Origin of the sequence: Spongiibacter tropicus DSM 19543 (assembly GCF_000420325.1) — a bacterium.
Lineage (GTDB): Bacteria > Pseudomonadota > Gammaproteobacteria > Pseudomonadales > Spongiibacteraceae > Spongiibacter > Spongiibacter tropicus.
The window spans coordinates 111,929-125,242 of sequence record NZ_ATUS01000003.1 but is presented as its reverse complement, the minus strand read 5'-3'; the positions used below and the strand labels follow the sequence as shown (position 1 = coordinate 125,242).

Here is a 13,314-nt window from a genome sequence, read left to right as displayed (position 1 = left end):
CCCTCGGGGCGGGCACCTCGGCCCAAACAGAGAGTCATCAGTAGCAAGGGCCAATAGGCCCTTTTGCTGCTGGTCTACGAAAATGGGGTGAGAAGGTGAATGTTTATGGATAACAGTCTTAGCGTAAAAAGTGCTTCTCTGCCGACCCGCGTTCCGGTCACCCAGACAAGCGGCAAGAGTTTGCCTTCCTCTGGAGAGGAATTGCCGATATCGGCCAAGGCCTCATCGGTGCCGATGCAGAACGACGATGCCGTGGCACAGGAAGAAGTCAGCCGGATTGCCAAGGCACTGGTTGCCGAATTTGACCCCGCCGACCGCATCGAGAAAACCGAGCAGGCGGTGGCGAAGCTTAACGAAATACTGCGTGACCGTGAGCGAGACCTAGAGTTCTCGGTGGATGAGACGACGGGCAGAACCATACTCAAGGTCATTCATGCCGAGTCTGGCGAGGTGATCCGGCAAATTCCGCCGGAAGAACTGCTGCAGATCACTCGGACGTTTATCGAGGGAACCGGCAGTCTGATTCAGGCGGAAGCGTAGTCGTCATGCCGTGGCATGGAGCTTGCTCTCTTTGCTGAAAATCAGTGGTGTTTGCCGGTTTGAACAGGCGATAAACTCTGGGTTTGAGAGCCGTTGCAGGGACTGGCGGCGAGACATACGAAAGGGCGGAAAACGAAATGGCGTCGATAATCTCTACAGGCATCGGATCCGGGCTGAATATCGGCAGCATTGTCGAGCAGCTTGTTGAGGCTGAGCGTGCGCCTGCCGAAAATCGCCTGAACTCCAAGGCGTATCTGGCCGAGTCAAAAGTCTCCGCCTTTGGCGCACTGAAGTCAGCGCTGGAAAACTTCCAGAGCAAGCTTGAAACCCTCCAAGATCCCGAGACATTCAGCGGTCGCAAGGTCTCGGTAGAAAGCGATGCCGGATTTACCGCCACGGCCGATACGCAAGCCGCTGCCGGCAGTCACGAGGTCAGCGTTGAACAATTGGCAAGCCGACACAAAATCGCTTCTGCGGGCTATACCGATGCCCAGACCTCGGTGGGCACCGGCCAGCTCACCATTACCGTTAACGGCGAAAGCTTCAGTCTCGACGTGCTGTCGGGCGAGGATTCGCTGGAGAGCATTCGAAATGCCATTAATGAGGCCGACGATAATGTCGGCGTGACCGCCAGCATCGTTACCGACCAGGACGGCGCGCGGCTGGTGCTGACCAGTGATGAGAGCGGCGCCGATAACGCCATCGCCGTCAGCGTCAGCACCGGAGCCGGGGACACTGGCGATCTCAGTCAGTTGAGCTTCGACCCCAATGCGGCGAGCAATCCGATGACCGAAAAAGTCGAGGCGCTCGATTCCATCGTTATTGTGGACGGCTTTACCCAAACCAGCGCGAATTTGACCGTCGAGGGCATGATCGAGGGGCTTACCCTGAACCTGAGTAAGGCCAAGCCCGGCGAAAATTTCACCCTCGATGTCAGTCTGAATACCAGCTCGGTGAAGAAGGCCGTTGAAGGCTTTGTAACCGCTTACAACAGCCTGAATGCAACGCTGAATGATTTGACTGCCTATGATCCGGAGGCAAACACTGCCGGGCTGCTGCAGGGCGATGCGACAGTCAGGCAGATTGCCTTCAGCCTGCGTAGCGAAATGGGTAATGTCGTTGATGGGCTGAGCGGCGACTTTAACTCGCTGGCCCAGTTGGGCATTCGCACCGGTGACAACTCGGTGCTGGAAATAGACGACGAGCTGCTCACCGACGCCATTGCCGATAATTTCTCCGCCGTTGCCGATATTTTCTCCAGTGAGGATGGCTACGCGGTGCGCCTCGACACGCTACTGAACCGCTACACCGAGGCGGGCGGGATTATTGATATCCGCACCGAAGGCTACAACACCCAGATCGACAGAATTACGTCGCAGCGGGAAGCGCTGGATCGGCGCATCGCCGCGATTGAGGCGCGCTATACCGCGCAGTTTAACGCCCTGGATACGCTGTTGGGCGAACTCAGTACCACGGGCGATTTCCTCACCGAGCAGTTGGCGAACCTGCCGGGCATGGTGAAAAGCGACAAATAAGGCTGGCGGAACAGGTAAGTAGATTCCGCAGCGAAAGCGTTAAAAACACAGCTAAAGCTATACAGAACAGCGTCGATATATAAAGTAACCATCGACAAAAAGAGGATTCATCATGAGCTATTCAGCAGGTCGTGTCAGCCAGGCCTACGCCAGTGTCGGAACGCAGACGCAGGTCGACGCCGCCAGCCCTCACCGGCTCATTCAATTGCTGATGGATGGTGCGCTGGATCGTATCGCTGTGGCTCGCGGCCAAATGCAGCGCCGGGAAATTGCCCAGAAGTCGACGACGATCAGCAGGGTCATCTCCATTATCGATGGACTGCGTATGAGCATCGATCACAGTGTGGAAAACCCCCTGTGTGAAAACCTTGAGAATCTCTATGACTACATGAACCGTCGGCTGTTGCTGGCCAATATCAACAACGACGACGCGGCACTGGAAGAGGTTGCGGCGCTGCTGCAGGAACTGAAAGAAGCCTGGGATGCGATTCCCGACACCTTGCGCGGTGTTGATGCGCTGGAACGTGCACGCGAAAGCCATGCTGAAGCGGTAATGTAAATGGTGAAAGAGATGGATGTAGCCGCGCTGAAAAACGCAGAGTTGCTCACGCCCCGTCAGCAGCAGCTTCGCGAGCTGCTGACGCTGAGCGAGCGCATCTGTGACAGCGCTTCGCAGGGCGACTGGTCAGCGGCCCTGCCCATGCAGCAGACGCGACGTCTGGCGATGGACCAGTTCTTTGCGGTTGACTGTCCACCGGCTGAAGCGGGACTGGTTTCCGCTGTGATCGAAGAAATACTGAAGATTGATGACCGGGTAACCGAGTTGCTGCATCGCCAGCGCGGTGCCATGGTCGACAGCAATGCTCAGCAGCGTCGCAACGCCGAGAATCTGGGTAGTTATCTCCGTCACGCGTAGTCCGTCGACATTAGGGCAGGTATCCCGCTTGCCCGTTCTTCTTATCCCTCCCTGTGCAGGCCGGTAATACCGAACGCTGCTCAGCGATTCTACGTATTAACAAGCCATGGGCTGATCTCTCAGAATGATTCCACGCTTGATGATTGTCGTGGGGCTGCCAAGGCTTTGCCTTGCAGGGGTCTTGGGGAGAGAGTGGGATGTCCTCTCAAGTGACGAAAGTATAAACAAAATGAGCAATGCGATGCGGTCAAAGGAAGGCGAATCAGTCATGGGTATGGCCCCCTGCTCACGCAAAATGCGGGCACTGGATGTACTGATTCAGCAGGTCGCCAGCTTCGACACGCTGGTGTTGATTCGCGGCGAGTCTGGGAGCGGCAAGGAAGTCGTTGCCCGAAAAATTCACGAGTACTCCGACCGCGCTGGCAATCCCTTTATTCCGGTGAACTGCGGCGCCATTCCGGCTGATCTGCTGGAAAGCGAGTTGTTCGGCCACGAAAAAGGCGCGTTCACCGGTGCGGTGGCAACGCGCAAAGGCCGTTTTGAAATGGCTGAGGGCGGTACGCTGTTTCTCGACGAGATCGGTGACATGAGCCTGCCGATGCAGGTCAAACTGCTGCGCGTCCTTCAGGAACGTTGCTACGAACGTGTCGGCAGCAATGAAACCCGCCGTTGCAATGTGCGTATTCTGGCTGCGACCCACCGCAACCTTGAGGACATGGTGGACGAAGGCAGTTTTCGCCAGGACCTGTTTTTTCGTCTCGATGTCTTTCCTATCGAAGTGCCTTCCCTGCGCGAGCATCCCGAAGATATCGAAACGCTGGTTGGCGGCTTTTCAGCACGCTTGAAAGAGCGGGGCATGACGCCGCCGAATCTGTCTCCCAATGCCCTGCGGGCTTTGCAGCGTTACGGCTGGCCGGGCAATGTTCGTGAACTCGAAAACCTCATCGAGCGCCTGTCGATCACCCACGGCGGGCAGCGTATCGGTGTTAAAGACCTTCCCGCGAAATACCGTTTCGAACTGGTTGTCGATGACGACAGCGAGCCATCGGGCCGTGAGGATCAGGACGCACTGATGGCCGTGCTGCTGGACCGCGAATTTGACGAAGACAGCACAGAGGAGGCCAGCCTTGCGCCAGCCAGTCTGCCCGCAGACGGTGTGGACCTGAAATCGCTGCTGCAGGAATTGGAGCAGCAATATATCAGTCAGGCGCTAGAGCGTGAGGGCGGTGTTATTACCCGGGCCGCACAATTGCTTGGCCTGCAGCGGACTACGCTGGCCGAGAAAATGAAGAAACTCGGTATGGCTTGAATGGCCTTATCCCAATCTGATTTCAGCTAGCAGATTCATTGTTTCTAACCATGCGGCTTATGCCGCATTTTTTATGCCTGACTATTTTGTTTAAAAACAGCCGCCAAAAGTTTGTCATTCCCCGTTTTTTATTAATTAAGTAATTGAATTTTTTATAAAAAATATATTGGTACGGCGGTTGCATTGAAGGCCGTAACAGTGACAAAAGGTTGTTAACAATGGCTGATATACTTCTTTCTAACTCCGCTAGCGTAACGTTGGATGTGGCGATAATGAATCGCTGCCAGAGAGAGTTGGTGCTGGCCAGAAAACAGTTGCAGCAACAACAGCGTGTACTGCGCTCAACGGCATTGCGCGGAGGTAAGTCGCAATGAGCCTGATCGCCGAAGACCGCGCGTCGCGCGCACTGAAAACGCTGGCCTCCCGGGTAGCGGCCACCGATGCCACTGTACTGATTTGTGGAGAAAGCGGTGTGGGTAAAGAAGTGTATGCCCGCTATATCCATCAGCAATCGCGCCGTGCAGACGGCCCGTTTGTGGCGCTGAACTGCGCAGCGATTCCCGAGAATATGCTGGAAGCCATGCTTTTCGGCTATGAGAAGGGGGCCTTCACCGGAGCGGTGAACAGTCACGCCGGTAAGTTTGAGCAGGCACAGGGCGGCACCTTGCTGCTGGATGAAATCTCCGAAATGGATATCGGCTTGCAAGCCAAGCTGCTGCGTGTCCTGCAGGAAAAGGAAATTGAACGCTTGGGCAGCCGCCGCAGTATCAAGCTGGATGTTCGTGTACTGGCAACGACTAACCGCGATCTGAGACAGGCCGTTAACGATGGCGATTTTCGTGAAGATCTGTTCTATCGCCTCAATGTATTCCCCCTTTGTCTGGCACCGCTGCGTGAGCGTCGCGACGATATTCTGCCATTGGCCATTCACTTTCTTGAGCGCGACGAGTCGGTCAGCGACGGAGCCAGTGTGCTCAGCTCCGCTGCCGCCGACAAACTGCTCAGCTACCCCTGGCCCGGCAATGTTCGGGAACTCGATAACGTGATCCAACGTGCGCTGATTCTGCGCGCCGCGCCGCGAATCGACGATGTCGACATTCAGTTTGAGCAGGGCATGCAACTGTTCTCGGCACCGGTGTCGGCAGAAGCGGCACCGCTGGAAGGCTTTATGCGAGACCAGGAAAGTCAGCGTATCCAGGCGGCCTTACGTCAGGGGCGCTCGAAGAAAGAAGCCGCCGAACTGCTCGGCATCAGTCCTCGCACACTGCGCTACAAGCTGGCGCGGATGCGTGAACAAAGCTGCCTGCAAGGCTAAGGGGAGAGCGTTATGTCGGATATGAAAGTGGACTCGATCCTCCAACAGATTCGCGCCCTGCGTGAGCAGAGCCCGCTGCCGTCGATGGAGGAAGTCGGCTCGTCGACGGCGCTGGAATCCACGCCGCGGGTCGATTTCTCCCAGTTACTGCAGCAGTCGCTGGATGGGGTGAATGCCAGCCAGAAGAATGCCAGTGAACTGACCACGGCCTTTGAGCGCGGCGATCCGAATGTGAGCATCACTGAAGTGATGGTGAATATGCAAAAGGCGCAGGTGTCATTTAAAGCCGCCGTGGAAGTGCGCAACAAGCTGGTGGACGCCTATCAGGAAGTGATGAGGATGTCGATGTGAAGCAGGGCTTTCCGATTCTGAGTGAGGCAATCTGTCATGGCTGAAACCCGCGCAGTGTCTGTAAATACTTTGCTGGCCAGCGCTGCAAAAAATGACGTGCTGCGCCAGTTGCTGATTTTGGTCAGCATTGCCGCCAGTGTTGCTGTCGGCGTCGCCGCCGTGATGTGGTCGCAGGGCAGCGATTATCGGACGCTGTATACCTCCTTGCCGCCCGAGCGCGCGTCAGCGGTCGTCGATGCCTTAAATGCTTCGCAAATTCCCTACCGGATTCAGGACAGCACCGGCGCGATTTTGGTGCCGGCCGAGCAGCTACACGATGCCCGTATCCGGCTCGCCGGTCAGGGCCTGGAGCGCGATGGCTCCGGCATGGCCATGCTTGAGCAGGAGCAGGGCTTTGGTGTCAGTGAGTTCATGCAATCCAAGAAGTATCACTATGCGCTGGAGCAGGAACTGGCCAGCACCATAGAGAGTCTGCAGCAGGTTCGCCGAGCCCGTGTGCACCTGGCGATTCCCAAGCAGTCCGTATTTGTACGGGATCGCAAGCCCTCAAGTGCGTCGATTATGCTGGACATCTACCCGGGACGGGATGTGTCGAAACAGAACGTCTCGGCAATCGTCAATCTGGTCGCGGGCAGCATTGGTGATCTGCAGGCGGAGAACGTGACGGTCGTTGATCAGCAGGGGCGACAGCTCAGCGAGACTCACCGCGAGGATGATCAACTTGAACTTAGCGACCGTCAGTTCAATTACCGCCGCCGCATTGAGCAGGCCTACGAGGATCGTATTGCCGAGCTTATCAGTCCGATCGCCGGCTCGGGCCGGGTTCGGGTGACGGTGTCGGCCGATGTGGATTTCTCCAGCGAGCAGGAAAGCCGCGAGAGCTGGAATCCGGATCGCCAGGTGGTGAGAAGTGAACAGATAAACGAGCAGGTGCAGGCAGACGGTGGCGCGGCCGCCAGAGGGGTACCGGGGGCGTTGAGTAACCAGCCTCCGGGTGCACAGGCTCAGCAGGACAACGAGGAGAGTGCGGCGTTAGGCAATCGCTCGGTCATTCGCAACTATGAGATCGAACGGGTCTTGGCTCACAGCAACAACCCCAGCGGCCGCGTCAATAAACTGTCGGTGGCGGTGCTGGTGGATAACCACCGCCGGGTGAATGAAAGCGGTGAAGTGGTTATCGAGCCGATGAGTAACCCGGAAATCGAGCGCATGACGCTGTTGGTTAAAGACGCCGTCGGCTTTGAGCAGGATCGCGGCGACCGGGTGACGGTGATGGCGGCGGACTTCCGCGATGAAGCCCTGTTTGACGAACAAACGGTTGAGCCGGCGATCTGGGAACAGCCCTGGTTTGCCAATCTGATCAAGCAGTTGCTGATTGGCGTCGCGGTGATTGTGATTGTGTTTGCGGTGCTGCGTCCCGGTATGCGCAGCCTGCTGCACAGCCATCGCCCGGCCGCCCTTGATGCGGGGCATGCCCAAGGCGATATCGACCGCGCGATGAGCGGTGAATATCAGCAGCCGCCGGTAGCGGCGCTGGGCGCGCCCCAAGGGGGAGGTCGTTCCAGGCCGGGATTTGAGCAGCAGCTCAGTGATGTGCGCGGCATGGTTGAGGAAGATCCTCGCCGCGTCGCACAAGTCGTCAACAAGTGGGTGACAGAAGACAATGGATAACGCAGAACGCAGCGACGCCGCGGTCGCCAGTATCCCCGGCTGTGAGAAGGCAGCACTGCTGCTGTTGATGATGGGAGAAACCCACGCCGCCAAAGTGCTGCAGCACGTTGCACCCGAGGATGTCGAGCGTATCGGTACCGCTATGGCGGGTATCAAACGTGTCGATAACAGTCGCGCGATGGCGGTGGTGCAGGATTTCCAGCACAGCGCGCAGTCAGAAAATTCACTGGCCGTAGGTGTGCAATCCTACGTGCGCAAGGTCTTTACCACGGCGCTGGGCGAGCAGGCCGGCGGCAGTCTGGCGAGACGGGTACTGGGTGACCAGCCGGGACAGGAGATGGAAGAGCTGCGTTGGGTGGAGCCCGAAGCGCTGGCACAAATGCTAAAAGATGAGCACCCCCAGATGATCGCTATCACGCTTGCCCATCTCGAGCCGGAGCAGGCCGCCAAAGTGTTGGCGAAGCTGCCCGAGGCGCAGCAGAACGATGTGGTCTATCGCATCGCGAACATGAAGACCATTCCCGATACTGCAATGAGGCAGTTGCAGGGCATTCTCAAGAAAAAGCTGTCGGTGAGCGCCAAGCTGAAAAACCGCCAGATCGATGGCGCAGCTACCGCCGCTGGTTTGATCAATGGCCTTGGTGGCGATGCAGAAACCCGCATCCTGGAAAGTCTCGCTAAAAACAACGAAGAACTCTCTGCGCGCATTCAGGACCTGATGTTCGTCTTCAGCAACCTCATCAATATCAGTGACAAGGGCGTTCAACAGCTGCTTCGTGAGGTCTCTTCCGATCTGCTGCCCATTGCATTGAAGGGGGCTGGGGAAGAAGTCAAAGAAAAGATCCTGAGGAACATGTCCAAGCGTGCCCGCGAAATGCTGCTGGACGATATGGATGCTCGCGGCCCGATTAAGATCAGCGAGGTCGAGCAGGCCCAGAAAGAGATTCTTACCATTGCCCGCAGTCTTGCCGAAAGTGGCCAGATTGACCTCGGCCGTGGTGGCGACGACTACATCTAAGGCGCGGCGACGGGAGCATTGCCAATGACGCAGGGATTTCATGCTTTCACACCGCGAGACCTGGGCCACCCGCCGCAGGACAGCGTCGACGCGGTGGAGGAGTCCCCACGCGCATGGCAGCCGCCCGGTATGGGGACATCCCGCCCCGTCGGCGATGGGTCGCTGATGCGTTTTGATCAAACCCCTGAGCGCGATGTGGAGCGTGTAGCAGACGATCCCCTGTTGGAGAGTGAACTCGACGCCCTGCGTGAAGAAGCCCGGCAGCAGGGTTTTGCCAAAGGTGAAGCCGACGCACAGGCATTGCTGGCTCAGCAGAGTCAGCAGTTGCAGTTGGCGATTGCCGCCCTGCGTCAGCCCATGGCCTGGCTGGAGGGGGAGGTTGCAGAACAGCTTGAGGTGTTGGCCTGTGCCGTGGCGAAGGCCCTGTTGGGGCGCGAATTGACTGCCGACCCGGAGTGGTTGCGCAGCCGTCTGCACGACGCGGTGAAGCTGTTGCCCGTGGCTGAGGGACGGATCGACCTGCACCTGAATCCCGAGGATGCTGCGCTGCTGCGGCAGGTGGCCGAGCAGGATGAACCGCTGGAGCCCGCCTGGACGCTGCATGAAGACCCGGATATTCAGCGCGGCGGCAGCCTGATCAGAAATGCCCAGTCTCAGGTGGATCATCGCCTGGAAACGCGACTGGCCCGCCTGTTGGCCTCCTCGCAGGAGTCGGCGGATGCCCCAGAACACGGAATTTAATCCTCGCAGGCATCTGGTCTCGCGGCTCCAGCAGCGCAGTGAGCAGGTCGCCCGACGTGCCGCCGAACCGCCGGTGCCCGCCGAAGGTCAGTTGCGTCGCATTGTAGGCACCTTGCTCGAAGCTGAGGGCTGCAAGGCGGCGATCGGCGCCTACTGCGAAGTGGAAACCATTGACGGTGACTGGCTGGAAACCGAGGTTGTGGGTTTCGCCAGTGATTGTATTTTGCTGATGCCGACCGGCGAGCTGCGCGGTGTCATGCCCCACGCCAGAGTTCGGCCTATCGGCAAGGGATCCAGCGTGCCGGTGGGCGAGGCCCTGCTGGGCCGCGTGATCGATGCCGCCGGCCAGCCGCTGGATAACCGTGGCCCCTTGCGCACCGACGATTACCGCCCGTTGAACGGTGCTCCCCTGAACCCGCTGTCGCGCCGTCCCATCCGGGAACCGCTCGATGTCGGCGTTCGTGCGATCAACGCGTTGCTGACCGTGGGTCAGGGTCAGCGGCTCGGACTGTTTGCCGGCAGTGGCGTCGGTAAGAGTGTCCTGCTGGGCATGATGACGCGCTATACCAAGGCCGATGTGGTGGTGGTTGCTCTGATTGGCGAGCGCGGCCGCGAGGTCAAAGATTTTATCGACAATATTCTCGGTGGCGACGATATGCGCCATGCGGTGGTGATCGCCACACCGGCAGATCAGCCGCCGTTGATGCGGATGCGCGCTGCGTGGCTGGCCAGCGCCGTGGCGGAGTACTTCCGGGACCAGGGCCAGCAGGTGTTATTACTGATGGATTCACTGACCCGCTTCGCGCAGGCTCAACGTGAGATCGCGCTGGCGACAGGCGAACCGCCTGCCACCAAAGGTTACCCGCCCTCGGTGTTTGCGAGGCTGCCGGCGCTGGTGGAGCGGGCCGGGAACGGCGAAGAAGGCGGCGGTTCGATCACCGCGTTTTATACCGTGCTGGCGGAAGGGGACGATCAGAACGACCCGATTGTCGACGCGGCGCGGGCGATTCTCGATGGCCATATTGTGCTGTCGCGAAGTCTCGCCGATGCGGGCCACTACCCGGCAATAGATATCGAGCGCTCGGTCAGCCGGGCGATGAATGACATTACCGATAAGGGACATCAGCAACTGGTCAGGCGACTGCGACAACTGGTGTCGCTGTATCAGCAGAACCGCGACTTGGTGACCATTGGCGCCTACCAGCGAGGCAGTGATGCCCGAGTGGACGAAGCGATAGCGTTGTGGCCGAAGATTCAGGCGTTTCTGCAGCAGGCCTACGACGAGTCTGACGGCTTTGATGCCTCGCTGGACAAGCTGAGTCTGTTGCTGGAAGGCGAAGCAGTCGAACTCGATTGAATGAAATTTGACGCGGCCTTAGCGGCTGGCGTCAACGGAGGATAACGGTGAGTACGGAAAAAAAATCACAGCGTATGCAACCGGTTCAGGCGCTGGCAGATCGCCAGGAGCAGGAAGAGGCGACGCGCTATGCGGCCGTTCAGCAGCAGTATGAGACCCAGAGCCAGAAACTCGACGAACTCAAGCAGTATTACGAGGAGTACCGTCGCGCCGCGGCTGACAGCCTGTGTGACGTGAAGCGTTTGCAGGAAAGTCGCGCCTTTCTCTCTCGTCTGTCCCTGGCGATTCGCCAACAGTCCGATTCGGTGGAACGCTGCCGGGAGCAGTTACGGAAAATCCGCCAGGAGTGGATGAAAGCCCGCCAGCACAGTCGCAGCATGGATCAACTTATCGAGCGTTATCGGGCCGACGAACGTCGCGATGAAGCTCGCCGTGAGCAGTCGGTCAGCGATGAATTGAGCAGCCAGCGCTTTGTCTGGCAGCGCCGCCAGCAGCAGGGCCTGAGCTAAGCCCTTTCTTGAATGGCACAGTGTTTGCTGAGTAGTACCTGAGAGGTAGTGCCTGAGAGCATGAATATTTGCCGCCAGCATGAGGCCGCACGACAGCCGTGTGGCGCTGGTGAACCCCGTCTTACAGGATCGTATTATGAGCAGCCCGATCAGTAACGTAAGCAGTGCCCAGCTCCAAAGTCCTGCCGCAGCGCGTGGCAGTGTGACGCCCTTGAATGGCGGCAATCCCGCGGGTTTACTGCCGTTTGGGGATTTGCTGGCCAACCAGCAGGCGCTGTTGCAACAGCTGTTGGCTGCCGGCGACGGCGGTGAACTCCCGGCGGTGCTGGGAGAACTGATGCAGCAGGGTAGCGACGGCGAACTCGATCTTGAGGCCCTGGCAGAAGAGCTGGAAGCGGCAGACATCGCAGGCACGATCTTGCCGCCGGACGGCAAGTTGCTGCCGGCCTCTTCCGATGCCGACGTGCAGGAGATGGATGAGGCACAGGCGGCAATCGGTGGCTTGGCCGCTGCGCTGTTTGGCTGGCGACAACTGTCTGGCGGGGAAGCCGCCGACACGGCTGTCGTCGGCAATGACGATGCTGTCGCCACAAAACCCACCGTTGCTGCGGTGGCACTGAACGCCACGCAAGCGGGTGACGCCGAACTGGCGAATGCCGCCGAGTCGGCTGAGGATCGGGCAACAGGACTGCAGACCGCTTCTCGCAGCCAGCCATTGGCTGTGGAAGCCGCGCGCGGTGAGTTCGCGGCGACGATCGCTGCGACGAAGGGTGAGGCGACCGCCGAGGGCGTGGAGCGCACGGCTAATGACATTGCGGATATCGGTCGACTGACTGCCGCCCGCAGTGGCGCCGCGGACGGTCGGAGTCCCACCCTGCAGTTAAGCATCAGTCAGCACGCGGTTGATGACTCGGCCTGGAGTGAGGCCGTGGGCGCGCGGATTCACTGGATGGCCGGTAACGGCGTTCAGAACGCCACACTGAAACTGAATCCCGAAGAGCTGGGCGGTATTCAAGTGCAGTTGAACATGCAGGGCGATAAGGCGGCGGTGCAGTTCCAGACCCAACATCAGGACACCCGTGACTTGATAGAGAAAATGCTGCCGCGCTTGAATCACGCCATGGAGCAGCAAGGCATGCGTCTGGAAGAAGTGAAAGTGAGTCATCAACCGAGTTGGGGAGAGGCCTCACAACAGCAGGCGCAGCAACAGAGCCAGCAGTCGTCGGGCCGTTCCGGCAGCGGTTTTGCACAACTTCACACGGCCGCGGATACCCCGCATGACGGCGAGGGCGGAAGCGCCGCGCCGACCCCGCGCAATAATACCGACGGGACCCTCGACGCCTACGCATGAGCAGAGAATTTCCGACCTTCTTGAGGCGCCTTCCGGCGCCTTTTTCGTATCTGTTATCCCACCTTGTATTGCGCGAATTCCCCCTGCCAAATTATTGGCGAGAAGCGGAAAATATTTCGTAACTATCTGAAAAATATAAAATAAATCATATGGCACAGGCCTTGCAAAATAGTGCTTGAAAAGCAGGTTTCTGCAAGAAATTTGGCGCTCGGGTGCCGAACGTAAAAGGCCTTATGCATATGTTTAAAAACAAATTTGTCCTCATTGGCTTGGTTGTAGTGCTGTTGCTGGCGACCGCAGGAGGTACCTGGTTTTTCCTGAAGGGCAGCGAACCGGCTGCTGACGCAGCTGAAAGCAAAGCGGCGGCGGAAGTGTTGCCCAAGCCACAGATCATGAGTCTTGATCCATCGTTCGTGGTGAACCTCTTGAATGAGCGTGGCACCCGGTTTCTGCAGGTGGATATCGAGGTGATGAGCCGGGAGGACGGTGTCATTTCGCAAGTGGATGACTACCAGGTCATGATCCGGCACGAGTTGATCATGATGTTCAGCAGCCTGACCAAAGACCAGATCAACAGTATCGAAGGGCGCCAGCTTATTCAGCAGCGCGTTGTCGACACCATTAACGCCGTGCTCGAAAAAGAGACCGGTAAGAAAGGTGGTGTCGAGGAAGTGTATTTCACCAAGTTTGTGATGCAGTGA

At 58.4% G+C, this 13,314-nt stretch carries 13 protein-coding genes and 1 pseudogene; all 14 read left to right on the top strand.

Annotated features, from left to right (window positions below):
• Positions 1–105: 105 nt before the first annotated feature.
• Positions 106–540 carry a flagellar protein FlaG gene (locus tag G411_RS20585; RefSeq protein ID WP_169530709.1) on the top strand — a complete coding sequence of 145 codons (435 nt, stop codon included), beginning with the start codon at positions 106–108 and terminating at the stop codon, positions 538–540.
• Positions 541–677: 137 nt separating this feature from the next.
• Positions 678–2,075 carry a flagellar filament capping protein FliD gene (gene fliD / locus G411_RS0113945; RefSeq protein ID WP_022959829.1) on the top strand — a complete coding sequence of 466 codons (1,398 nt, stop codon included), beginning with the start codon at positions 678–680 and terminating at the stop codon, positions 2,073–2,075.
• A 112-nt stretch (positions 2,076–2,187) separates the two neighbouring features.
• On the top strand, positions 2,188–2,634 hold the full coding sequence (gene fliS, locus G411_RS0113940) for a flagellar export chaperone FliS (protein WP_022959828.1): 447 nt from the start codon (positions 2,188–2,190) through the stop codon (positions 2,632–2,634).
• Positions 2,635–2,991: a flagellar protein FliT gene (gene fliT, locus G411_RS0113935; protein ID WP_022959827.1), complete on the top strand. Its 357-nt coding sequence runs from the start codon at positions 2,635–2,637 to the stop codon at positions 2,989–2,991. It begins immediately after the preceding gene.
• Between the two features lie 268 nt (positions 2,992–3,259).
• Positions 3,260–4,300, top strand: coding sequence for a sigma-54 interaction domain-containing protein (locus tag G411_RS20580; protein WP_022959826.1), 1,041 nt, complete (start codon positions 3,260–3,262; stop codon positions 4,298–4,300).
• Between the two features lie 427 nt (positions 4,301–4,727).
• A pseudogene (locus G411_RS20575) lies at positions 4,728–5,615 on the top strand (sigma-54 interaction domain-containing protein); the annotation flags it as partial.
• A gap of 12 nt (positions 5,616–5,627) precedes the next feature.
• The gene (gene fliE, locus G411_RS0113920; protein WP_022959824.1) at positions 5,628–5,966 is read left to right on the top strand and encodes a flagellar hook-basal body complex protein FliE; all 339 of its coding nucleotides are present in this window, start codon (positions 5,628–5,630) and stop codon (positions 5,964–5,966) included.
• A 36-nt stretch (positions 5,967–6,002) separates the two neighbouring features.
• Positions 6,003–7,637 (top strand): flagellar basal-body MS-ring/collar protein FliF, encoded by a 1,635-nt coding sequence (gene fliF / locus G411_RS0113915; RefSeq protein ID WP_022959823.1) that lies wholly within the window; start codon positions 6,003–6,005, stop codon positions 7,635–7,637.
• Positions 7,630–8,655 (top strand): flagellar motor switch protein FliG, encoded by a 1,026-nt coding sequence (gene fliG / locus G411_RS0113910; protein WP_022959822.1) that lies wholly within the window; start codon positions 7,630–7,632, stop codon positions 8,653–8,655. The genes fliF and fliG overlap by 8 nt, the downstream gene beginning before the upstream one ends.
• Before the next feature lie 24 nt (positions 8,656–8,679).
• On the top strand, positions 8,680–9,396 hold the full coding sequence (locus G411_RS0113905) for a FliH/SctL family protein (protein WP_022959821.1): 717 nt from the start codon (positions 8,680–8,682) through the stop codon (positions 9,394–9,396).
• Positions 9,374–10,753 (top strand): flagellar protein export ATPase FliI, encoded by a 1,380-nt coding sequence (fliI, locus tag G411_RS20570; RefSeq protein WP_022959820.1) that lies wholly within the window; start codon positions 9,374–9,376, stop codon positions 10,751–10,753. The genes G411_RS0113905 and fliI overlap by 23 nt, the downstream gene beginning before the upstream one ends.
• A gap of 47 nt (positions 10,754–10,800) precedes the next feature.
• Positions 10,801–11,262: a flagellar export protein FliJ gene (gene fliJ, locus G411_RS0113895; RefSeq protein WP_022959819.1), complete on the top strand. Its 462-nt coding sequence runs from the start codon at positions 10,801–10,803 to the stop codon at positions 11,260–11,262.
• A 136-nt stretch (positions 11,263–11,398) separates the two neighbouring features.
• The gene (locus G411_RS0113890; RefSeq protein WP_169530707.1) at positions 11,399–12,613 is read left to right on the top strand and encodes a flagellar hook-length control protein FliK; all 1,215 of its coding nucleotides are present in this window, start codon (positions 11,399–11,401) and stop codon (positions 12,611–12,613) included.
• A 239-nt stretch (positions 12,614–12,852) separates the two neighbouring features.
• Positions 12,853–13,314, top strand: a complete 462-nt coding sequence (locus G411_RS0113885) for a flagellar basal body-associated FliL family protein (protein WP_169530705.1) — start codon at positions 12,853–12,855, stop codon at positions 13,312–13,314.